At 60.9% G+C, this 24,041-nt stretch carries 9 protein-coding genes and 1 pseudogene; all 10 read right to left on the reverse strand.

Annotated features, from left to right (window positions below):
- Positions 1-2 precede the first annotated feature (2 nt).
- The 10 genes and pseudogenes from IF690_RS19505 to IF690_RS19550 all read right to left on the reverse strand — a co-directional run bounded on the left by IF690_RS19505 (position 3) and on the right by IF690_RS19550 (position 23,983).
- The gene (locus tag IF690_RS19505; RefSeq protein WP_202696996.1) at positions 3-1,238 is read right to left on the reverse strand and encodes a cation:proton antiporter; all 1,236 of its coding nucleotides are present in this window, start codon (positions 1,236-1,238) and stop codon (positions 3-5) included.
- Positions 1,239-1,380: 142 nt separating this feature from the next.
- A complete protein-coding gene (gene prnD / locus IF690_RS19510; protein ID WP_202696997.1) occupies positions 1,381-2,472 on the reverse strand; it encodes an aminopyrrolnitrin oxygenase PrnD in 1,092 nt (363 codons plus the stop codon).
- Between the two features lie 24 nt (positions 2,473-2,496).
- The gene (gene prnC, locus IF690_RS19515; RefSeq protein WP_202696998.1) at positions 2,497-4,200 is read right to left on the reverse strand and encodes a monodechloroaminopyrrolnitrin halogenase PrnC; all 1,704 of its coding nucleotides are present in this window, start codon (positions 4,198-4,200) and stop codon (positions 2,497-2,499) included.
- A gap of 42 nt (positions 4,201-4,242) precedes the next feature.
- Entirely contained in the window at positions 4,243-5,328 is a 1,086-nt protein-coding gene (prnB, locus tag IF690_RS19520; RefSeq protein ID WP_202696999.1) for a monodechloroaminopyrrolnitrin synthase PrnB, read from the reverse strand.
- Positions 5,328-6,944: a tryptophan 7-halogenase PrnA gene (gene prnA, locus IF690_RS19525; protein WP_202697000.1), complete on the reverse strand. Its 1,617-nt coding sequence runs from the start codon at positions 6,942-6,944 to the stop codon at positions 5,328-5,330. Before prnA ends, prnB begins: the two co-directional genes overlap by 1 nt.
- 660 nt (positions 6,945-7,604) lie before the next feature.
- A complete protein-coding gene (locus IF690_RS19530) occupies positions 7,605-7,907 on the reverse strand; it encodes a hypothetical protein (RefSeq protein ID WP_202697001.1) in 303 nt (100 codons plus the stop codon).
- A gap of 807 nt (positions 7,908-8,714) precedes the next feature.
- Positions 8,715-9,113 (reverse strand): annotated as a pseudogene (locus tag IF690_RS29350) (DUF637 domain-containing protein); the annotation flags it as partial.
- 464 nt (positions 9,114-9,577) lie between these two features.
- Positions 9,578-10,093 carry an SH2 domain-containing protein gene (locus IF690_RS19540; RefSeq protein WP_202697002.1) on the reverse strand — a complete coding sequence of 172 codons (516 nt, stop codon included), beginning with the start codon at positions 10,091-10,093 and terminating at the stop codon, positions 9,578-9,580.
- Positions 10,094-10,096: 3 nt separating this feature from the next.
- Positions 10,097-22,261 (reverse strand): two-partner secretion domain-containing protein, encoded by a 12,165-nt coding sequence (locus IF690_RS19545; protein ID WP_252189498.1) that lies wholly within the window; start codon positions 22,259-22,261, stop codon positions 10,097-10,099.
- 24 nt (positions 22,262-22,285) lie between these two features.
- Positions 22,286-23,983: a ShlB/FhaC/HecB family hemolysin secretion/activation protein gene (locus tag IF690_RS19550; RefSeq protein WP_202701637.1), complete on the reverse strand. Its 1,698-nt coding sequence runs from the start codon at positions 23,981-23,983 to the stop codon at positions 22,286-22,288.
- Between the last annotated feature and the right edge of the window lie 58 nt (positions 23,984-24,041).

Here is a 24,041-nt window from a genome sequence, read left to right on the forward strand (position 1 = left end):
GCTCAGGCGGCCTGTTGGCTCATTGCGCGCGATTGCATGCGCAGCGTGAATCGAACCAGCGGTGCGGTCAGCGCCGTCGTCACCAGCGCGAACACCACGAGGATCGTGTAGACCTTTGGCGGAAGGATCTGCATCTGCAGGCCGATGGACAGGACGATCAGCTCCATCAAGCCGCGCGTATTCATCAACGAGCTCACCAGCATCGCATCGTGTGGCGCAAGCCCGGTGGTACGCGCGCCCAGATAGCTGCCGCCGAACTTGCCGATGAATCCGCCCGCGAGGAATACACCGAACCACATCCATGATGCCGCGTCGTCGATCGTGCCGATTGACGCATGCAGCCCCGCATAGGCAAAAAACACCGGCATCAGCACAAGCTTGACGAAACCTTCGACGTTGTCGCGCCACTCCTTCGCGACGCCAGGCACGCGCCGCACGAACAGCGCCGCCGCCAGTGCGCCAAATGCGCTATGGAATCCGATCAGCGACGTCGCGAGTGCCGACACCATTACAAAGCAGAACAACACGGCCAAGCGGTCGCGCACCGCATGCTCAGTCACTGCGAGTCGCGCAAGCGTCGGTCGAACCACGAAGCGCACCAGGAGCGCGCACAGCACCAGGTACGCGAGCAGGCTGAGGAGCATGCGCGCAAATGCCCAGCCAGGCCCACTCGATAGCGAGGCAATCGTTGCAAGCAGCATCCATCCGAGCGCATCCGTCAGCATCGCGGCAGACAGTGCGTGCCGTGCGCCCACCATGGCGCTGAGCGCCAGGTCGTCGATGATGCGCGCCATCACCGGCACCGCCGATACCGCCAGTGCGACACCGCAGAAGAGCACATAGGGCAGCGCCGGCGCGTCGCTGGCGAGCGTGTCTTTCGAGACGATGGCGACGATCATGCCGATCGCGGCCGGTGCGACGAGCCCGCCCGCTGCGATCGCGACGGGCATGCGCCAGCGCTTGCCGCGCAGCGTCTCGCCCAACTCCATATGCAGACCGACCTGGAACATCAGCAGTATCAGGCCGACTTCGCTGACTTGCGCCATCGCTGACAGCACATGTGGACCGAACAACAGGTCGTAGAAACCCGGTGCGATCACGCCGAACAGCGAAGGCCCCAAGAGCAAACCGGCCGCGATCTCGCCGACGACCGCGCACTGGCCGAGCCGTTCGGCAATGCGGCCGCAGACGTTGCAGAGCGCGATCACCAGCACGAGTTGCAACAGCCAGATAGTCATGAATACCTCGCCGACCCGAAGCGGGTGGCCGCGGGCCCAGGCGGGCCCGCCGCGCCGTACGCCGTGATGACCGTGACCCCGCTCGCCAGGTTCGCGAGCGCCTGGCGGAGCGACGCGGCCGAGACCGGCTCGGCTTCACGCATCACCGCTCACTCGCGACGCGGTCGACCCAGCCCCGGTAGAACGCACGGTACCTGAGCACGAGCTTGTCGTACTTGCTGTACGCGCCGCCGCCGTCCGGCTTCATCCCGTTCCAGATTTTGACGTCGTACCCCGCTGCCTGCCTGGTCTGCAGCCCGAACAGCACGAAGTCGGTCGCGCGGCGCAGGGCACCGCCCACCTTCTTGATCGAGATGAGCATGTGCATGACGTTCTTGCCGTCGCTCACCGGCGTCACGCACTGGAGCAGCTTGTATTTGACGTTTCCGTCCAGGGCGACGGTCATGACGCACCCGCCGGGGTAGCCATCGAAGTGCAGGTTCATCTGCGACATGTTCAGGCCGAGCGCGCGCGACAGCATGCCGAGGGGGCCGAAGTACCGGTTCACGGTGAAGTCGATCCCCGCACCGAACCACGCGCCCGCCCGGGCCAGCGACTCAACCTCCGGCCACCGGCGCCAATCGTCGAAGAGCTTGAGCTCGAAGGCCGAGATCGGGAGCGCGTGCACGGGGGTCGCGTGCTGCGCGTCGTAGAAGTTCTCGACGATCCGCAAGACCGCCGTCGTCGTCTCGAACGCGAAGTGCAGGTGCATGAAGTCGCCGTTGTCGACGTCGGCCGCGGCGATTTCGGGCAGCGGGTGCAGCGGCTGCGGGGAGCCGTACCAGACCCACACGTAGCCGTATCGCTCGACGGTGACCAGCGTCGGCTGGCGCGCCGCGCGCGGCACGGGCTCCAGCCGGAGCACCGCCTGGTTGTGGCCGGGGATGTGAACGCACTGGCCCTGCTCGTCGTACCGCCAGTGGTGAAACGGGCACTGGATGCAGCCGTCCTTGACCCGCCCGTCAGCCAGGTTCGCACCCAGGTGCGAGCAGTGGCGGTCCATCACCACAGCCCGCCCCGTCGCTCCGCGCCACGCCACGCAGGGACGGCCGAAGAGCGTCAACTCCGTCGGCTTGTCCTTGAGGGCGTCCGAGCGCATCGCGACGTACCAGCTCGCGGCCAGGCGCGTAGTCGCGTCGTACGCCCCCGGGGGACGCTTCTTGATGCTCGCTTGATCCAATTGAATGTCGTTCATCGCTTTTCTGTCGTCGTCGGCCGACTACTTCTTCATTGCCAAGCCGATGCGGGTCGTGATGTACGCCTTGAGCAGCGCGAACATCGGGTTGTAGTCGAAGTACTTCTTCACCTCTGCCGGCGCGCGGGTTTGCGTCCAGTACATCAGCTTCATCGCCGGCAGCAGGCTGTACTTCGAGTTGTTGAGCTGCGGCCTGGCCCCGGTGATGCAGTACCCGAAGCCGAACATCGGCTTGGCGAAGTCGCGTTCGTCGATGAGGGCGTGAATCCGCGCCGCGGCCTCCTCGGCCGGCTTGCGCCCGGCGCTCACGGCCTCGACCTCGGCCTTGGCGTCGTTGAACAACTGGTAGTACTCCTCCATGTCCGCGCACAGGTACCCGAGGTACGGGGGGTCGTTGTCGAGGTGATCGAGGTCGCCCTCGTCGCGCGACGCGCGGAACCTCGCGTGGGCCTGCACGAGCCGGAACTGCCCGAGGATTGTGCCGACCGCCCACAGCCTGTGGAACGCGTCCCACAGGCGGAAGTCCGAGAACGCCGTGTAGCAGCAGCTGACGAAGTCGTCGTTGTGGTCCAGAAGCTTTTGCTGCAGGCGCTCGATGTACTCGAAGCGCTCGGGGGAGAAGTCGTCGTCGCGCAGCGCCTTGATGAGGCGCGCCGCGAGCGCGTGGATGGTCACCGCGGTGTTCTCCAGCCCCCGGGAGAAGAGCGGGTCGATGAACCCGTTCGCGTGCAGCATCAGGCAGTAGCGGTCGCCGACGCAGGCGTTCGACGAGAACTGCAGGCGGTCGGTCTTGACCCAGTCGCGCACCGGCACGGCGTCCCGGAACTGCGCCCCGATGCTCGGGAACCGCGCAAGGAACTCATCGAATTCCTGCTGCGCCGAGATGTCCGTTTTCGGGTAGACACGCGGGTCGAGCTGCAGGCCGACGCTCACCAGGTTGTTGGTCGACCGCGGGTGGTTGTTGAACGGAATCACCCAGAGCCAGCCACCCGTGAACATGTGGTGCAAGGTCCCTTCGTGCCAGCGCCAGCGCTGCCCCTTGACCTTGAAGATGTCGTCGAACGGCTTGACCCCGAGCATGTGCGTGTAGAGGCTGCGCGAGTGCGTCTTGAAGCGACACGGTTCTTCGCGGAGCTTGAACTGGGTCGCGAGCGGCGCGCGCGGACCTCCGCAGTCGATCATGTACCGGCCGGTGAACCGTTCACCCTGGGCGGTGGTCACCGCGACGCCGTCTTTATCGGCGTGGTATTCGGTCACGCTCGTCTTCTGGCGGACCGTGCAGCCGTATTTGATGGCGGCCTGCAACAGGTAGGCGTCGACGTCTTGCCGGTAATAATGGCTCTCCGGCCCCCACGGCAGCTCGGGAATGACGCACTGCGTGAACTCCTTCGGGTCGTGCTCCTGGCCGGGCTTGTGGAACACGAAGCCGAAGTTGCGCTTGATGCCCGTGCTCGACGCGACATAACGTTGCGTCGAGTAGAACGACGTGATGTGGTCGAGCTCCGGAATGCCGTAGCGATCGGCGATGATGCGGTTCATGAGAGACGTCTCGGGGATCGACGATTCGCCGATCGTGAACCGCGGGTGCGACGACTCCTCGATGATCAGCACGCGAAACTGTTGTTTGGCCAGGATGGCCCCCATCTGGGTGCCGGACATGCCCGAGCCGAGGATGATCACGTCGAAGTGGTTGCTATCACGCCCGTTCGCGGGGCTCTTCTGAGTCATGGGGGCAAACTCTCCTTGTGAGATAACACCTGGCTGTGTGTGTCAGGATTCGTCGAGCGCGGCGCGGATGCGGGACCGCGCGGCACACGTGAGCGTGAGTAGATCGCCGAGCATGCTGGGCGCGTACCCCCCGCTGCCGATTTCGGGGCCGCTTCGCCCGACTTCGTACGCCCGCTCCGCCAATTTGAGGTGAGGCGCGCGGAAGCGCAGCAGGACCTTGAAGACCCGCTCGAGGGCTGTCAGCCCGGCCCGGACGGGCTCGCCCCGCGCACCGACCGCTCGCGCCTCGCCGAGCGCGCGGTCGAGGAGCGCCGGGCCCCCGGCGAACCGAGCGTAGACCGCCCTGTACGCGGGAAGCACGTAGGGCAGGTACGTCTCTTTGAATTCTCGATAAGCCTGGTCGTCCGATTGCGAGCCCCACAGGACGTGCTCCAGCACGAAGAGGGGCATTTCTACGGCACCGGGGCCGAGGTAACTCTGGCCCCCGACTCGAATCGGTTCGTAGAAGGGGCGGAGTTCATCGTAGAAGACCTGCGGCGAGATGAGGCGGTACGCATAGACGATCGATTCGACCATTTTCTCCAGATAGGCTGCCAGCTCGTCGCACCCTGGCACGAACGCGGGCGACCGCAGGGGCACATCGGACAGCTCGACGGTCACCGCGATGGCCGCTTCGAGGGCAGCCATCGAGATGCGCACGCTCTCGAGCAGGTGCGTTTCGTCGCGCAGCCCGGTGTAGCTCCGCTGCGCGTCGGCCGCCGCGGGGTTCCAGACCGTCACATGCAGGAGCGTCTCGCGCGGCGGCAGGTCGGTCGCGCGTGCCAAGTCGAGCAGCAGCGGCTCAAGGCCGGGCACCACCTCCGCGGGCTCATGTCCATGCCGCTTGAGCGACCCCAGGAAGAACCCGATGTCCCGCATCGCGGCGGCGGCTTCGACGAAGCCCCAACCGGAGGGCACGCCGCGCGCCGGGAGGAACTCGCGCAGCAGGCCGACGATGCCGGGCACGTCCTTGTTACGGTTCAGGCCCGGCAGTTGCAGAACGAGCGAGCGCGCCTGCAGCGGATCGCAGGCCGCCACGGCAGCGTGCGTGGCCGCGAATGCGGACACCCGGTCCAAGGTGCGTTCCACTAGAGGATTTCCCGCGCCGCGAGCGTTGGCCCGTGCTGGCTGCGAGACAGCCCCGCGTCGCCGTCACGCAGCGACCGCAAGTAGTCGTAGTTCGTCGGCAGGCTCGTGCGCAGGCGCTCGGCCTCGCGCTGGATGCTGGCGAACATCGCCTCGGCCTTCTCGATCGACTCCGGTCGGTGCTGCAAGAGCGGCAGCGACCGGTCGGGCAGCATGCCCAGGCCGGCAAAGATGCAGTAGTAGTTGCCGTTCAACCAGAAGTTCTTGAATTCGTAGTCGAAGGTCTCGTAGTACGTGGAATCGTCGAACGACGTGGTGGTCAGCGGCAGCCCCGCCTTGTAGCGCTGAACCTTCTCTTTGATGGCATCCGAGAGCCGCAGCTCGTGCCGGTTCGCCAGCCAGAACGGGGTGTCGTCGCGCGACGTGGTGAAATAGTGCGCCTGGACGAAATCCCGGCAGTCGTCAAACATGTAGACGATCTCGGCGTTGAATGCGTCGCTCAACCGCGGGTCGAACGAGGTGTCGGGGAAGTGCTTCACGAGCTGGTACAGCGCCGCGTAGATGAAGTAGATCCCCGTCGATTCCAGGGGCTCCAGAAAGCACGACGACAGCCCGATCGAGACGCAGTTGTTGACCCATGCCCGCTTGTTGCGCCCGACCCGGAACTTGATCTGGTTGAGCGGCTGGTTGTCCGAAAGGCCCCAGAGGTTGAGGAAGTCGGCGGTGGCCTGGTCGCGCGAGGTGAACTTGCTCGAGAAGACGTAGCCGCTGCCGAACCGGCCCAGCATTGGAATCTTCCAGGTCCACCCCGAGTTCATGGCGATCGCGGAGGTGTACGGTTCGACCCCCTCGCGCGCGTCGTCGTTGGGCACGGCGCTGGCGACCGCGCTGTCGCACAGCAGGTAGTCGGACATGTCGATGAAGGGTTCCTTCAGGGCCTGATTGATCAGGAGCCCCCGCATGCCGGAGCAGTCGATGAACAGGTCCGCCTCCAGCGTCCGCCCTTCCTTGGTGAACAGGTTGGAGATGTAGCCGCGGTCGTTCAGGCGAACATCCACGACCTCGTCGACCACTCGGTTCACCCCGCGCTCGACGGCCCAGCGCTTCAAGAAGTCGGCCACCAGGTGCGCATCGAAGTGCCACGCATGGGACATCTGGCGAGTGCCGTCGGCCAGGCACGGTGCCAGCTTGCCGTCGAGCGCCCCGGGCTGCGGGTAGCACGCGTACGCCATCGGTTGCTGGAAACCCTGTTCGCGCTTGCGCAGCCAGTAGTGGGTAAGCGGCACGCCGTCGCAGTTCGGCACGCTGCCGAACAAATGGTAGAAGTAATCGTCGCGCGAGTGCTCGGGAGACTTTCTCCAATTCACGAACTTGATCGCGGCCTTGAACGCACCGTTCACTTGGGGCATCCATTCCCGCTCCGGTATCCCGAGGAAGTCGAAGAACACCTTCTGCAAACTCGGGATGGTCGCCTCGCCCACGCCGATCCGGGGGATCGCCGCAGACTCGATGAGCGTAATGTTCGCCTGCTGTTGGAGCGCCCGGACGAGGTACGAGGCGGCCATCCAGCCCGCAGTGCCACCGCCCACGATGACGATATTCTTGATCGGCTTGTTCATAACACTCCTTGTTTCAAGACGGACTGCCTGTGACGAGGGGAGAGGCCGTCAGTCTTCGTGCAATCCATGCAAGAGGCACATCAATGTGCTTGTTAGAGTAGAGACTCTAGCCTGCTGGAAAAGCGATGCAAATTCCGTTTCCGAATTAACATTCTAAAATTCAAAGGTATTTGGTATATAAAGAGGGTTTTTGCGTGATTATTTGCGCATAATCAGTCCGCTGCTAAGGATGATCTGAAGTAGCCATGTATTTGGGCTGACTTCATCCACCGCCGACTTTGAAAGAGGCGAGCCGATCAAACATGATCGAATCACTCGCTCATCTCGGTGTTTTCAGCCGTCGCGAGCCCCCCTCGGCGGCCACTTCCCGTATCACAGGCGCACCTCTCCTGCGCTGGCCAGCAAATGATTCGATAGGGCAAACAGCATCACCATCTGCGCAGCATTCGTTTTCCTCGCCGTGCAGCAGTTTGTCGACCTGGGTGATGTCCGCAACAACTCAATTTTGATGTAAGCCTTACCAGGGCAATTTACAATTAATCCGCCTCCATTCTGCTAGTTATATACCCCTATTCATTCACAGCCCCACAATCAAGCCAAGCAATCTGACAATTCCACTCCAACAATTGCAACATTATCGCTGGACACACAAGATTTATTCTATTGAGTGAAAAAGTTGCCACACTTAAAAAAGAAAAAAACAATTACATATACGAATAGTGCAAAAGCCGCAAGACTACCTCTAAGAACTGGATCTGCATCAGGCCCCATTCCTCCTGGACCTATAGTCACCCGCCCACCTCGTAAGTAATTATAAACGGCCTGACCAAACCACAACTGTGCCAATACCATCGAGAAGAATCGATGCCAACTACCATCGAATCTTACAACCCCTCCGACAACGGCCACAACCAGCAAGAAAAAACCAATAACATGACTGTATGGCTTCAATATTTTCAACATTCAATTCCCCTTAAAAATTTCTGCCGCTTTTTCAGTGATAGAGTCCCAGACCCCTGCTGCACCCAACCCATTCGAAATTTGACTTGCAACTGTTTCTGAAACACCGTTCGCAACCGCAAACTTCTCAAAAGAAGCGCTTAAGGCACTACTTCCCAAACTGGACGGCACATCATCTTTCAAATAAGCGGACAAGATGGATGCTGCGGTCGAGCCATTGGATAAAAGAGCAGCAGCAGTGCCATTTGCTGGTATGGCGGCCACCCCCATAAACCAACCCACATCATTAATTGCTTTAGCGTCTGCGGCTTTAAGCCACTTCAGAGTTCCAGAATCGGCAAAGTCAATATTTGCACCACTTGCTAAACACTCAGAGTTTCCGCATGGAAGATACCTAGGTATATAAGCAACCCCATCTATCGCAACCGGGACCCGGTATCCCCCTTTATCATCCATTGGGTAACCAGTTAAGCGGTCTCTTAGGCCAGGAGCACTTGATGCTTTGGTCCAGTCAGGCTGATCATTGATAGACCCAAAACCGGTTTGAGCCGTAAGCGTCCAAGAGTACGCACTAGTATTTTCTTTAATAAAAGCAATTATATTCTTGTCCGCAGCTTCAAAATTTTGCACATATTGGCCATTCCCTAAAGCGATCCAATTCCCCCCCGTATCATACCTTCCAATCCCACTAGCTACGATATCAGTCCCTGCAACAATATCTGTACCATTGACAGAGGACAATCTGAGTTGGGCCTCAATTTGTTCGACCGTATATTTATTTCCACTCACTGCCGCTAGACGCTTAGCTAACTCTTTATCATCAGGATGCAACTGACGATTGTACTGACTCGCATTTTTTGCAATCCAAGCCCCTTTCTCTATCTGGGCTGCATCAGCATCATTCTGGCCTGCAGCCGCCAGCCCCCCAACGATCTGCGAACTCATAGTCAGCAGGTTGCCATTCCCCTTAACCAGCTTGTCCAACTGCACCACCAGCGCTTCGTTGGCGCCAGCAGCCAAGGCCCCAGTTTTGAAGTCACCTCCGGTTGCCTTAGCCAGCAATCCACCCACCATCGCATGGATAGCGATCTTGGGTAGGGAACCATCAGCAACAACCCCTTTTGTGTAATCACCCACCGCATTGAAACTCGCTGCAGCCAAGGTGCTGAACAAAATATTCTTCAAGGCATCACTGGCGCTGCCGCCTTTGATGGATGTGACTGGACGACGGTTGCAAGAATAATTTTAGTCTAGACAGCAAATATCCCCCAGCAATGCTGGGGGATACTTATTTCATTTAATAGTTAAGGTTTTGGGTCCCACTGAGAACGTATATGTAGTAATCCTGTACGCAGATCATCACAATTGAAAGGCTCTAAATATAGCCCGCACAACTGAAAGATCCGAGCACACTATGAGTGCATCCCAGTCATCACCAAAACGAATGCCCCCTCGGAATGGAGACTCTCTCACCCCATCACTCTTGCAACTCAGCTTAGGGGCAGAATATTTTTTAGGATAATTAACCTATATCAACCAGACAAAGACTTCACGCATAATTCTTTGACAAAGAAAGATTCAGAACCAATCACTCTAATACAGACAAATCCGCCATTACCAAACGCATTATCAAATGCTAAATCACCCCAACTAAAATACCAGGAATATCCTATCTAACGAAGTGACCAGTCATGTATGGAAATAAATTGAATGATTTGCTCGGGCGCGTAATCCAAAGAGGCTCTATAGTCTGTAACAAAACTAATTCCCGTTAATACCTCCCCATCCCTCTCAAGAAGAAAGTCATCATCCATATCATTGAACAAAATTTTGAAGTTCTTTTCTAGGCACCGAATATCATCCCCTACACCGACCCCTTGAAACCCCCCTCGATATTCTTTCCCAACTGCAATTCGATAGAGCTTTTCACTCGCCTCAAAATACAGTGAAACCACCTCATTCTTGTAACGATAGGACAATACAAACTCATCACCAAACCCAATTCTTCTTTTGACCCCCACCCAAGAATCGTTCTTAAGAAGAATATCTCTAACATGAACTTCTGGGCCGTACCATTCAACCTCCCCTATATTTTCACTGACATAGGAAAACGACTCACCTATAAAAAATCCTGCAGCTGATTTGCCAGGAATAAGCTCGGAATCCAAATTAGGAAATATATTATTCATGAGTCACTCCCAAACCTTCCACTGACCACCCTCATACTTCAATCGATTCCCTTGGGTATCATAATATTTCTGATAACGCGTAATGGTCCCCGGACTGAAGTCAGATGACGGATCCATGACCCTTACCTCTATATTTTTATTACCAATCTTATCGGTACTAACAAATTTATAGTAGGGATTATCGCCATGAGTACCGCCACCTGGATGATATTCAATTTCCTTCATTGCTGGATGCCCCTCAACTATAAACACTTGCGCCTTACCTGAAGTACCAGCCAACGGCGGCTTTGGTGTGAGAGTTGCGCCGTCCAAAACCAGCGATTGTTTAATGTCATCAATCGACTTACCCCACATGCTGGAAGGTGATTCAGCGATATTCCGAGGAATCCCTGCCTGTGCAGCAAGATCATTTCTCAAACCCTCCTTGGCTATTGGTGAGGTAGCAGAAATCTCTTTCCCAGCTTTGACCTGCTCCGGCAGTTTAGCCTCAACCTTTCCGACAATCTCCTCGCCAAACGCTCTAACTGTACTCGCAGTGCTGCCCGCTTCGCCATTGGCGCCAGCCTTGGCCCCGCCGCCCAAGCCAATCAGCCCGGCTGCATTGATACCAAACGGGTTAAACCCTTGCTGGTCCAGATACTGGCCAAGCTGCAGTAGGGTAGTCGAGTCACCATGCCATGCAGCCTCAGCTACTTGGTTGGCAACGCGCGGGCCCGAACTGGACCATTCGTTGATATTGTTGCGCAGGAATTCATCAGTAACACCGGTAGTGTCGCTTTCCCACAGTTGTTTCAAGGCGGGAGAACCCGCGTCCAGTTCATCCCGGATTGCCGCGCAGTCAGTGGTGCAAGCTGCTAGCCGAGCGCTATTGGCCGCGTCGCGGCGCCGGAACTCTTCTCGTACCTGATCGCAACTCCCTTTTGCCTGACAATCCTTCAGGGCCTTTTCCAGGTCTTTCACATCCTGATGATTCAGGAAGTTGTACTGCGTCGCATTCTTCGCAATCCAACTCCCCTTCTCCATCTTGGCCGCATCAGCATCTGTCTGCGCGGCTGCCGCCAGTACCCCAACGATTTGCGAACTCATAGTCAGCAGGTTTTCATTCCCGCCCACCAATTTGTCCAAATGGACGACCAGAGCCTCATTCGCCCCCGCCGCCAATGCACCCGTCTTGAAATCACCTCCAGTCGCCTTGGACAGCAAGCCACCCACCATCGCGTGAATTGCGATCTTAGGCAGGGAACCATCAGCAACAACCCCTTTGGTGTAATCACCCACCGCGTTGAAACTTGCAGCCGCCAAGGTATTGAACAAGGCATTTTTCAGAGCGTCACTCGCACCACCGCCCTGCCCTAGAGCTTTACTCAAAAGGGTGGATGCTCCTCCCTGGAGGACCTGATTACTCGCAAACTGACCTACACCCTTCCAGGTACTTAACACCGGCCCCGTTACCTTGCCAGTGATCGCATCAGTCTTGGTTCCCGTCCACCCATCGAAATAAGCCGCCGTCAAACCCGCCGTGACGCCTGAAATCACATACCCCTTCATCGCATCGGAAGAGGTTACATCCTTGAATACCGCACCAAGGTTGCCGCGATTATTGATAGCGCTGACGGAGGCATTGGTCGCTGCACCTGCCGCGACAGCCCCTGCTGCAGCTGACAGACCACCCGCAGTAGTCGACGAAATTGTCCCAGCCGCGACCGCCCCGCCAGTAGCGCCCCCCATTGCTCCTGCCGCCATAGGCCCGACAACCGCCGCCATCACAATCGCAATAATGATCTGCGAAGCAGGCCCCAGGCCGGAGTTGCTGTATTTGAAGGATTCGTGAATCTCCTTCACTTGCCGCCAATCCACATCGCCACGGGCTTCAGCCTGTTTCAGCCAGGCCAGTTGCGGATCGGCTTTCACCATCGCATCGATGCTCTGGCTGACGGTTTGCTGGTTCACCTGTTTGACGTCGATCTTCAGGCCATCAACGGCTTTGATCGCGATCTCGCCGGCAGCCAGCATCTGCGTCTGGCGCAGGGTTTCGTCGGTATTACCCTTGCCCTTGGAAGAAACCCAGGCCGCATTGTTGTTAGTCTTCTCGTGACTCTCCTGATGCAGGTCCTTCACCCCTTCGAAGGTGATCTCCCCACCGCTTTGCAGCGTGATGTCCTGGCCACTCTCCAGCTTCGCCGCCTGGTACTTCTGGTCCCCACCACTGACCAGGGTCAGGTCGCCTCCGGTCGAGATCTCGCTGCCGACGTGGGTGATCTTGGTGACTTCGTCACGTTTGGTTTGCTTGCTGCCCCAACTGCCCTTTTTCTTCTTGTCGTACAGCGAATAGTCACTGTCTTGCGCTGCCAGCAGTTCGAGCTTGTCGCCGGCCACCAGGTAGGCTTCATCGCCGGCGGTGATGCGGCTGGAGATCAGGGCCATGTCCTTGCCGGCACTGAGGTCCACATCGCCACCGGCGCTGAGGGTCGTGGCGACCTGGCTGACGTGGTCTTCCTGGCGGGTGACTTTCTTGGTTTTTTCGTAGGAGTGCTGCTCGTCCGCCGCCGAGGACAGCGTCAGGTTCTCGGTGGCGGCCATGGCGATGTTGCGTTTGGCTTCGATCTCGCTGGCGATGGCCGTGATATCGCGACCGGCCTTCACGCTCAGGTCGCGGCCGGTGCTGGCTTCGGAGCCGATCTGGGTGATAGCGCTGCTGTAGTGGTTTTTGCCCAGCACCAGGCTGTTGCTGAGCTGGGTGGACAGCAGATTGACGTCGCGTCCCGCATCCAGGTCCGTGTCCCGCCCGCTTTGCAGCACGCCGCCGGAGTTAGTGATGTCACGACCGGCCGACAGGCTCAGGTCGTTGGCGGCCTCGATACGCGCGGCGCTGTTGGCATAGTCCTTGTGCGAATAGCCCTTTGCCACGCTGTCCACCGCGGTGACGCTGCGCTCGTTGAGCACATCGCCGCTGATCGTGGTCATCGTCACGTCACGCCCGGCGATGATGCCGCCCGCCTTGTTGACGATGTCGTTGGCCGCCAGCAGGTCCAGGCGATTGCCGGCTTCGATCAGCCCGCTGTTGACCAGGTCCTTGCCCGCTACGGCCGACAAGTTGTGGGTGGCACGCAAGGTCCCGACGTTGTTGAGGTTCTGGCCGGCGATCAGGCTCACGTCGTTACCGGCGATCAGTGCGCCGGTCGGGCCGAGCCGACCATTGGCCTGGGCCATGTACAGCACCGGCACCAACACTTTCTCGCCGTTCACTTCGTGCTCTTCGAGCCAGACGATGTCGTGGGTGAGCGCAGCCACCTGTTGCGAAGTAAGGGATACCCCGACCGACAGGTTGAGTTGCTCCTTGCTGGCGATGGCGTTGTTCATCAGGTACTTGAACTGGGCCTCGTTGGAGGTCTGCCCAGCGAGAAACGCCTGGCCGGTGCGCGCGGTAATGGCTTGCTGCACCAGACGCTGTTCGTAGAAGCCATCACCCAGGCGCTTGGCGCTGATGTCCGGGTCGTAACCGAGGCCCGCCAGCAGGTAATCCGAACTCATGAACTGCTTGAGGTCGGTGAGCACCGGGTTGGTTTCGATCAGGTATTTCTGCGGGTTCGGCTTGAACGAGCTGTCCGGCAGGCCTTGGACACGGGCCACGGCCTGGCTGGCCACCGGGGTGATCGCGCCAGCATTGCCTTCATGCCCCGACAACGCCAGGGTGCCGCCATTGTCGACAGGGGCGCTGACATCGATCGTGCTGGCGCTCAGGTTGCTGTCGGTGGCCTGACGGGTGACCCGGACCAACTGCCGATCGCTGGAGGCCACTGGGGCGACATCATCGATCTGGAAGCTGCGCGCCTGGATATCCGGCAGGTTCTGTTGACGCTGAGCACTGCTGACCGAGGCGCTGCCCAGGGTCCAGCTTTGCGGCCCGATATTGGCCTGGGTCGCCTGTTGAGCCGACCCGCCTTGCCCGCTCAAGCGAAACAGGCCGTTTTGCCCTGCCGGCAATGCGAAGCCGGGCAGGCTCAGCGGGTTGACCTGTTGCTGGGCCACATCCGGAGGCAGCTGACTGTTGAGCCTTACAACCGTGGTGGTGCCGGTACCGCTGGCCCGGGTATCGGCAACCTTGTTCATACCGCCGCCAGCGCTGTAGTCCTGATGGATGACGCTGTTCTGCAGATCCTTGGCGGCCGTGATCGAGACGTTACCACCGGCCTGGATCACCGCATTGCGGCTGCCTGCCGTACTGACGGCACCGCTGCTGTCCTTGGCGACCTCGACGTCGCTGAGCAGCGTGTGCTGCGCCAGCTGGCTCGGCAGTTCAAGCAGGTTGTTCGGGTCGTATTGGGATAGCGTCGTGTTTTCGAAGCCGTACTTCAGGCCGGAAAATACGATGTTATAAGCACTGCTGGTATCGACGTTTTTACCCGTTTCACTGTCTTTGAGCGCTACCCCGGAACTCATTTCGCCATCTCGCCCCGGCCCTCTGCCGCGAACCGATTTAGGTATGGCCTTGTGGATGTTGTCTGCCAGGTCGAGGTAGTAGACATTAGGGAAATCAGGGTTGTTGCGCTGGTTGTAGGGCGTCAGGACATCGGAGAAATAGCGCCCGGTAGCGCCCGCACCCATGTCGTAGACCTTGTACAGGCGCGTGCGCTCGATGGTCCCGTTCTGCGCACCGATGTTCTGCAGGCTGTCGGCGGTGATATTGATATTGCCGCCGGCACTCACCGTGCTTTTGCTATTGAGAAAGCTGCCGCCCTGGAAAGTGAAATCCTTGCCGGATGTCAGTAGCGCCGAGGCACTGGTGTCGTTGTCGACACTTTCGTAGACCTCACGGGCCGCCAGGGTGAAGGTGTAATTGTCCCCCTTGCAGTCGTTACACATGTTGGCGATAAACCCCGACACCAGCTTGCGCCCGCCCGACGCTACCGCACCATCGGTGCGGTTCTGGAACACATCGGCGTTAAGCGCGAATGCCCCGCCGCTCTCCATGGAACCGGAAACGTTGTAGAGACCCGCGGCCCGGGCGGCACCGCCGTAACCACCGATAGCTACGTTACCGAGGCCGTACAGGTCAGCGTTCTGGTTGGTGAAATTGCCGACACCCAACGCCATGTCCGCGCCGCTGAAAATCAGGCCGCGATCATTGAGCAGCGACGGGGTTTGCAGATTGAGGTTCTGCGCGGCCCCCAGGGTCCCGGAGTTGACAAGGCTGCCAGCCTCGACGGTCAGACCGGCATTGGAGGTCAGCCGCCCAGCGTTGCTCAACGGTCCGCTGATTCTGATCGTCGAGTCCCCACCCCCAGCCACACTACCCGCACTGCCCAGGCTCATCGAAGCCGCCGTCAGCCCCAGGCCGCCCAGGCTGCTGTAGCGCCCATTACCGCTATAACCGCCGCCCAGCGTAAGGCTGGCCGTCCCGTCACTGGCAATCAGGCCATCGTTGATCCAGTTGCCGCCGCTGCCGACCAGGCTGGTGGAGGCCAGCAATTGCCCACTGCCGGTCTGGATCAGGTTGTTGACGTTGATGGTCAGGCGCCCGGCCTGGATCACGCTGCTGTTGGTCCAGCTGTCGGCGGCGAGCGTCAGCCCGCCACGGGTGACGAGGCTGCCGCCGGCCTGGGTGATGTTGGCCGTGGAGATATCGAAGGTGCCGTTGCCCACATGCAACAAGCTGCCGCCCTGGTTCTGGAAGCTCGCGGCATTGAGGGTCAGGTCACTGTTGGCGCTTTCCAGTTTGCCGTTGCGGTTGTCGAACAAACCGCCGATCTGGAAGTTGGTCTTGCCACCGGCACCCAGGGCCCGCAGCTGGCCGGTCTGGTTGTCGAGACTGGCGGCGCGCACGCTGAGGGTGCTGTCGCTCTCGATGATGCCCATGCGGTTGTTCAAATGACCATTGAGGCTGAGGTCGATCCGGTTACCGGCGATCTGGCCGTCGTTGTCACCGCTGTTGTCGAAATTGTTGCCGCTGACTTTGACCAGGCCTTTGGCATACAGGCCGCCGTTACGGTTGTCGAAGTTGGCGGTGGTGATCAGAGCATCGCCGCTCTGGGCCGAAATACGCCCACCGTAGTTATCGATACCACCCCATACGCTGAGGTTCAGACGCTCGGCCTGAGCGATGCCGCCCTGGCGGTTGTTGTTCAGGTCGTAACCGTTTTTCAACACGCCGACGATACGGGCTTCCAGCGCGCCCTTGAGGCTGGCGAGGGTCCCGCCGCGGTTATCGAGGTTGCTGGCGCTGACCTTGAGGTCACCGTTCTGGGCCAGGAGACGACCGCTCTGGTTATCGATATCCCCCGTCACGGCCAGGTCCATCGCGCCCTGGCTTTGCAGGGTGCCCCTGGCATTGCCCAGGCTCGCGGCGCTCAGTTGCAGGGTGCCGTTCTGGCTGTAGATCAGACCGTCGCCATTGTTCTGCACCGCACCGGATACGCTGGCGGCCAGGTTGCCGTTGGCCGCCAGGGTGCCGCGGTTGCGGTTGTCGAGACTGCCGGTGAGTAGGCTCATCAAGCCCTGGCTGACCAGTTGGCCGCCCTGGTTGTTGATCTGGCTGCTACGGCTGATCACCAGCGGCCCGCCACTGGCGAGCTTGCCGTTGGTGTTAGTCAGGCTGCCGAGCAGGTCGAGGTTCACCGCGCCGTTGCCGAGCAGGCTGCCGCCGGTGTTATCCAGGGTGGTGCCGGTAACACTCAGGGCCTGTTGGGCACTGATGGTCCCGCCGTTGTTCAAGGCCATGGCTTGCAACGTCAAGGCAGCGCCGCTGTCGATCGAGCCGCCCAGGGCATTGTTCAACAGACCGCCAACGATCAGTTGCTGAGCAGCGCCGCTGGACAGAATGCCGGCGCTGTTATCCAGGCTGGCCGCATTGACGTTCAGCGTTTTCTGGCTGACCAGTGCGCCGGCGCTGCTGTTGAGCAACGCACCGCTGATGTTTGCATTCAGGTCGCCACTGCGGCTGGACAACGTGCCGTCGTTGCGGTTGTCGAGGCTGTCGCCACTCACGGTCAGCCCCTGCCAGCCAGAGATCAGGCCACCCTGGTTGAGCAAGGTCTCGCCGGTCAGCCCCAGTTGATTGTTGCTGATCAGCTTGCCGCCGTTATTGTTCAGCACGCGACCAACCAGGTGAGTGCTCAGGCTGCTGGAAATCTCCCCATTCTGATTGTTCAGGTCGCGCAGTCGGCTGATGCTCAGCGGACCTTTGGCGATCAGCAGGCCATTGCGATTGTCGAGGTCAGCGTTGGCCAGGTCGAGACGCACGCCACTGTCGCCCAGCAGCCGCCCGCCATTCTGGGTCAACGCCCCCAGGTTCAGCGTGATATCGCCTTTGGCCGAGACCTCACCGCCGTTGCTGGAGTCCAGGCTGCTGGCGGTCAGGGCCAGACCGCCCTGGCTGTTGATCAGACCGTTGGCGCTGTTGTTCAGCGCCATCGCATTCAGGGTCACGGCACTGCCGCCGAGCAGGGTACCGCCCTGGTTATTCAGGTCAGCGCTGCCAAGCGTCAGGTTCTGTGTTGCGTTGATCAGGCCTTTATTCTGGTTGCTCAGCCGCCCCGCGACAGTCAGGTGCAGATCGCTGCGGCTGCTAACGCTACCCTCAGCGTTGTCCAGGCTGTCAGCCCGTACATCGAGGGCAGCCGCGGCGATCTGCCCCTTGAGGTTGGTCAGGGCCTGGTTGACTCGCAGGGTCACAGCCTGGTTGCTGAGGAGTTTGCCGTTGCTGTTGTCGAGGCTGTCAGCGGTGAGGCTGAACGCCTGGGCACTGGAGATCTCACCGCCCTGGTTGTCAATGCCCTTGAGGTTACGCAGCAGCAGCGACGGGGCATTGATCAGGCCCGTCTGGTTGTTCAACTGACCTTGGTTCAGGTCCAGGGTGAGGCTGGTGTTGCTGAACAGCTTGCCGCCCGCCTGGTCGAGGCCGGTGACGCTGGCTGTCAGTGCCTTGGTGCTGCCGATGACGCCACCGTTGCGGTTGGTGACCTGAGCGGCCGCCAGGGTCAGGCTGTCGCCACTGTTCAGGCGGCCGTTCTGGCTGTTATCAAAAGCACCGGTGGTCACCCCCATCGAGCCTTTGCTGCTGATCACGCCTTGTTGACGGTTGTCGAGACTGGCGCTGCTCAGCTCGATGCTACTGTCACTGACCAGCTGCCCGCCCTGGTTGCCTAGCGCTGCGCTGGCCTTGACCTTCAACGCACCGGCACTCGACAGGCTGCCAGCGGCGTTGCTCAGGTTGGCGCTGGTGATGTCGAGTGTGCCTTCGCTGCTGATCAAACCCTGGCTGTTCGTCAGGTCGCCGCCCAGGCCCAAGCGCACATCCTGCCCACTGCGCAATTGACCCGCGGAGTTGTCCAGGGTCTGGCCATCCAGGGTCAGGCCGCTCTTGCCATTGATCAGGCCCTGATTGCGGTTCAACACTTGATCCAGGGTCATGGTCAAGCCCATGGCCGCAATGATCTGGCCACTGTCGCTGTTGTCCAGGCGCTTGCCGGTCAGGCCAATGCCGGCGCTGCTGGAAAGCTCGCCACCCCGGTTGTCGATACTGCCCACCTCGAGTTTCAGCGCTTTGGTGGCGCCGACCAGGCCACTCTGGCGGTTGTCGAGCACGCTGCCGCTCAGGCCCAGGGCACCGCTGGCGATGAGTTGTCCGTTCTGGTTGTCGAGGCTGCCGATGGTGGCCGTAACGTCGGCCTTGCCAGCGACCGAGCCGTCGCGGTTGTCGAGGCTGTTGGCGGCCAGCAGCACGGCCCCGTCGCCGATCAGGGTGCCGCTCTGATTGGTGAAGGCTTGAGTCACGCCCAGGTCGACGTCGCCGCGGCTGCTGATCAGGCCATGACTGTTGTCCAGGCTGGCGCTTCGGCTGTTGAGGGACGTTGCGGAAATCAACCCGTTCCGATTGTTCAAGGCCTGAGCGATACGCAAGGTCAGGCCCTGCTTGCTCAGCAGCTTGCCAGCGCTGTTGTCGAGGTCTTGCGCGGCGAGTGTGAAGGCCTGGGCGCTGGAGATTTCGCCGTTCTGGTTGGCGACGTCCTTGAGGTTGCTGAGCACCAGCACCGGACCATTGATCAGACCCTTGCGGTTGTCGAGCCGGCCGTTGTTCAGGTCCAGGTTCAGTTGGGTTTTGCTGAAGAGTTCGCCACCTTGTTGGTCCAGGCCGGTGACGTTGGCCGTCAGGGCTTTTTCACTGGCAATGCGGCCGCTGGCGCCGTTGTCGACCTGGGTTGCCCTGAGGTCCAGCGTATCGTCGCTGGTCAGGTGGCCACCCTGGCTGTTGTTCAAGAGGCCGGTGGTGACATGGGTCGCGCCCTTGCCGTTGATCACCCCGCCCTGACTGTTATCGAGACTGGAACTGGCCAGGGTCAGCCCCTGGTCGGTGAGGACCGAGCCGCCCTGGTTGAGCAACGCACCCAGGCTGGTGATCGACAAGGCACCGGCACTGCCGAGCTTGCCTTGGGTGTTATCCAGAGTGGCGACATTGAGGGTCAATCCCGCTTCGCTGCTGAGCACCCCGGCGTTATTGAGCAGAGCCCCATCGAGACGAATATCCAGCCCCTTGAGACCGGAAAAACTGCCACTGCTGTTGTCGAGCCGGGTACCCGTCAGGCCAGCGCGGCCCTTGGCGAACAGTCGGCCTTTGCTCTGGTTGATCAACTGCGCCACCGTCAACTGCAAGTCGGTTGCGGACAGCAGCTTGCCGCCATCGCTGTTGTCCAGGCGCAGACCGGTGTAGCTCAGGCTGTTTTCGGTGCTGGAGATTTCCCCGGCGCGGTTGTCGACCTGATCGACATTCAGGGTCAGTGCGTTGGTGCTGCCCACCAGGCCGCCGTTACGGTTGTCGAGCGCCTTGCCCGTCAGCAACAGACTGCCTTGGGCTACCAGCGCACCACCCTGCTGGTTCAGGGTATCGACAGTAGCGGTCAGGTCGACCTGACTGGCAATCCGACCTTTGCTGTTGGTGACTTCCTGGGCCTTGAGCGTCACCGGGCCGACCGCACTGAGCAGGCCACCGCTGTTGTCCAGCCGCGAGCCTTCGTAGTCAATCGCCGCCTTGCCGCTCACCACGCCCTTATCGCGGTTATCCAGCTGTCCGACCAGTAATTTCAGGTCCTTATCGGCCTGGATCAGCCCTCCCCGGTTATCCGCCAGGTCGCTGCGCAGGGTCAGCCGATCCTTGCCGGACAGGCTACCGCCACGGTTATCCAGGCTACCGGTGGTCAACTCGATACCACCGCCGGCCCTGAGTTTTCCCAGTTCACGGTTATCGAAAGCGCCAACGACCGTGCCCGTCAGGGAGCCATCGACCGCCAGCAACACGCCCTCGGCGCGGTTGTCGAGACTGCCAGCGTTCAGCGTCAGTGCCTTGCCGGAACCGAGCATCCCGCCCTGGTTATTCAGTGCCCCGCTCAGCTCGATGCTCAGCCCGAGATCCCCGGTCAGTCGACCTTGGGCGTTATTCAGACTGGTCGCTTTAAGGCTCGACAGGCCGGCGCTGGACAACGTGCCATCGGTGTTGTCGAGACTGATGCCTTGTACCTTCAACACTTGGCCGGCAGTCATCGAACCAGAGGCATTGTCGATCGCTCCCTGACTGTTCACTGTCAGGCTGGCACCAGCGGTCAAGCGGCCGCCCTGGTTGTTGAAAGCACCGCTGGCATTGATATTCAGAGCGCTACCGGCCGCGATCAGGCCGGCCACGTTATCCAGGGAGGCAACATTCAAGGTCAGCCCGGCGAGGCTGGAAATTTCAGCACCCGCGTTACCCAGCCCGGCCAGGTTGGCGACCAGTTCACCATTGCTGCTCACCAGCCCGCCTTGGCTATTGAGCAACTGGTTGGCATTCAGATTCAGGCTACCGCTGCTCAGCACCCGGCCCTTGCTCTGGTTATCCAGGATCCCGGCGCGGATGTTGGCGCTCTGCCCCGCACTCAAGGTACCGCCCTGATTGTTCAGGGCTTGCGCCGCGGTCACCGTCAGATTGCGGCTGGCAACCAGGCTGTTGCCATTGTTATTGAGGGTCTGCGCATTGACGGTGAGATCACCGCCGGCATTGCGACTGTTATCGGCATTGACCCCGGCTTCGACGATGCCGCCGTTGCTCAGGCGGCCACCGGCGCTGAGGCTGATGCTGTCGCGCGCGGCCAGGGTTTGCCGGTTGTTCAGGTCGCCCTGGGTCTGGACGTTCAGGGCGGTGCCGGCGTAGACCGGACCTTGGGCGTCGAGGCTGGCGGCCTTGACCTTGACCGCGCCGTTGGCCGCCGAGGCGTCGACCATGCGCAACTGCCCGTTGGCATCGAGCTGGATATCGCCGCCGCTGGCGATCAGCTTGCCGTCGAGTTTCACCCCGACCCCGGCCTCGGTGCCCACCAGCTTGATCGCCCCGGCATACATCCCGCCCAGGGCCGAAGAGTCGATCGCCAGTTCCGGCTTGGCGCTGCCGTCGTCGGCGCGGGCGGTGGCGTTCAGGGTGCGGGCGTCGACATCGTTACGGCCGGTGACGATGCTCAGGTTTTGCGCCTGGATCTCGGCGTTGATCTTGGCGCTGCGGGTGATGATCTCGAAGCGGTCGACGTTGCTGGCGTTGAGCGTCGCGCCCTCGATGCTCACCTGCCCCTGGTCGACCTGATAACGGCTGAGCTGGCCGTTTTCGATCACCGGCTTGCCGGTGGTCAGGGTAGCTTTCGGGGTGTTGATGAAGCCGCAGCCGTTGCAGCTGATGCCATAGGGGTTGGCGACGATCACATGGGCCGACTGCCCCGCCACCTCGGTGTAACCGCGCAGTTGGCTGGGGCTGCCGCCGTTGACTTCGTTGAGGATGGTTTGCGCCGCAGCGCCCTTGAGGTTCGGGTTGCCGACGATGATCCCGCCCAGTTGGGTGCTTTGCGTGCGGTCGGTGGCGTTGTTGAGGATCAGCCCCTGCTGGCCGACGTTGTAGTCGTGGAACTGGTTATGCGACAGGCCGCTGCCATTGGGCGTGGCGATATTGACGATGGGCACGCCGTTGCCCGCCTGCCCCAGGCTGGTGCCCGGCGCGCTGACCACGATGCCTTCCGCCTGGGCCCACAGCGGTTGCCAGAACATGGCGTTGGCCAGGATGAACGCCAGGCCGCGCTTGGGCATACCGCAGAAGTGCGCGCGGGTTTTCAGGGCAGCCGAAGGCTGGCGGGCCAGGAAGGCAAAATGGCGAACGTCCATGTCGAAGTCTCGGAAAAACGCGATTTAGAGGAAAAAGTCCAGGCGGAAGTAGATCGGCGCTTCGCGCTCGGTCAGGACATCCGGACGCTCAAGGGAATGGGCAAAGGTCACGCTGGTGGCCAGGTGCTGACCGCGGGCGAACAGTTCCAGGGAGTTGCTCGACATACGTCCGTGCTGCTCGCCGTTGTAGCGGTCGCCACGGATCACCCCCTGGTCGTAGCCCAGGCTGCTGCCGTACTCGGCAAACAGGGGCTGTAGCCAGGCCCAGGTCACCGGGCGGCTCCAGCGCAGGTCGTTGCGCCAGTAACCGCCGCTGTCGCCGGACAGCGACTGGTCCTTGTAGCCACGGATCGACGACTGCCCGCCCAGGCTGGTGCGCTGTGGGCTGAACAGCACGTCTTCGCTGCGCTGGCCGGTCATCAGGCTGCTGAAGCTGAACGACTCGCCCCACAGCTTGAACGGCTGCAGGTAACTGAGGGTGGCGGTGTATTTGCGGTAGCGCGCATTCGGCTCGCCGGGCCCGGGGTGGCCATTGCCTTGGGCGTCGAAGGCACCGATGCCGTGCTGCAGGCCGAGGTCGAGGTTGACGAAGGCCCCGCCGATGCGCCGGCCGTGGTTGATGCCGAACTGGGCTTCGCTGAGGCGATTGCTGCTCAGGGCCAGCTTGCTGTCTTCGATGAAGTTGTTGGTGCGCAGGTAGGCCAGGCCGGCATTCAGCGAGGTCTTGCTCAGCGCATCGCGCAGGATCACCCGCTCGGCGAGCAGCTGGTGGTTCTGGCTGTCGCCGCTCTGCTTGAAGTTGAAACCGTTGGCCTGGGCCTGGGAGCGGTACTCGCTCTGGCTGTAGGTGTAACTGAAGTTCCACCAGCCCCAGGGCAGGTTGTAAGAGAGCATGGCGTTGTTGGAGGTGTGCTGGTGGTCGCTCATGGCATCGTGGCCACCGCGCAACATCAGCTGGTCGGCCAGCCCCAGCGGGCTGTCCCAGTCGAAGGTGGTGCCCCACTGCTGCTCGCCGGTGCTGCGCTGGCCGTCGTTGCTGCGCGACAGCCCGGCCCGCCAGGGCTTCTGCGCGCTGTTCTTGACCAGCACCTCGCTGCCACCGACCTCCTTGCCGGGGGCCAGCTCCATTTGCGCCTGGTTCGACGGCAGGCGGTTGAGCTGGTCCACCAGTTGTTCGATTTCCCGCAGGTTGACCAGCGCGCCGACCTGGCCGGGAAAGGCCATGGCCAGTTCGCGCGCGGACAGCTGGCTGTCGGCGGCGCCTTTCAAGCCTTCGAGCCGGCCCTCGACCACCAGCACCTTCAAGTGGCCGCCGGACAGGTCCTGCTGCGGCAGGTAGGCGCGGCTGGTCACCAGGCCCTTCTCCAGGTAGTAGTCGGTGATGACCTTGAGCAGCTCGTTGAGCTGGCTGACGCCCAGGCATTGACCGATATAGGGCTTGAGCAGGCGCGCCTGCTCGCTGGCGGACAGGCTGTCGGCGCCCTTGAGTTCGATGTCCTGGATCGGGAAACAGCGGGTGTCGGCAGGTGCCGTCGGCGCCGTGGGGGCAGCCTCTTTACCGGGCAGGTCCTTGAGTTCTTCCAGGCGCCGGCGCTGCTCTTCGAGCAGGCGGTCCTGGCGTTCGCGGATCAGGTCGGTGTCACCGGGGCTGGGGGCGGCATACAGCGGACTGAATACACTGAGTAGCAACAACCCTGCGAGCAGGGACAAACCTGAACGCATCCAGAAAATGAGCCGAGACATCTTCGATCCTTCGAGAACATGAGACACAGTCGGAAAT

The sequence above is a fragment of the Pseudomonas sp. SK3(2021) genome (genome assembly GCF_016772375.1).
Taxonomy (GTDB): Bacteria; Pseudomonadota; Gammaproteobacteria; order Pseudomonadales; family Pseudomonadaceae; genus Aquipseudomonas; species Aquipseudomonas chlororaphis_I.

Bases quoted from the DNA above. Each gene is read 5' to 3' on its own strand.
- prnA (WP_202697000.1), bottom strand. From the start codon at position 6,944: ATGAACAAGCCGATCAAGAATATCGTCATCGTGGGCGGTGGCACTGCG.
- prnD (WP_202696997.1), bottom strand. From the start codon at position 2,472: ATGAACGACATTCAATTGGATCAAGCGAGCATCAAGAAGCGTCCCCCG.
- IF690_RS19540 (WP_202697002.1), bottom strand. From the start codon at position 10,093: ATGAATAATATATTTCCTAATTTGGATTCCGAGCTTATTCCTGGCAAA.
- IF690_RS19545 (WP_252189498.1), bottom strand. From the start codon at position 22,261: ATGGACGTTCGCCATTTTGCCTTCCTGGCCCGCCAGCCTTCGGCTGCC.
- IF690_RS19530 (WP_202697001.1), bottom strand. From the start codon at position 7,907: ATGTTGAAAATATTGAAGCCATACAGTCATGTTATTGGTTTTTTCTTG.
- IF690_RS19550 (WP_202701637.1), bottom strand. From the start codon at position 23,983: ATGCGTTCAGGTTTGTCCCTGCTCGCAGGGTTGTTGCTACTCAGTGTA.
- IF690_RS19505 (WP_202696996.1), bottom strand. From the start codon at position 1,238: ATGACTATCTGGCTGTTGCAACTCGTGCTGGTGATCGCGCTCTGCAAC.
- prnC (WP_202696998.1), bottom strand. From the start codon at position 4,200: ATGACTCAGAAGAGCCCCGCGAACGGGCGTGATAGCAACCACTTCGAC.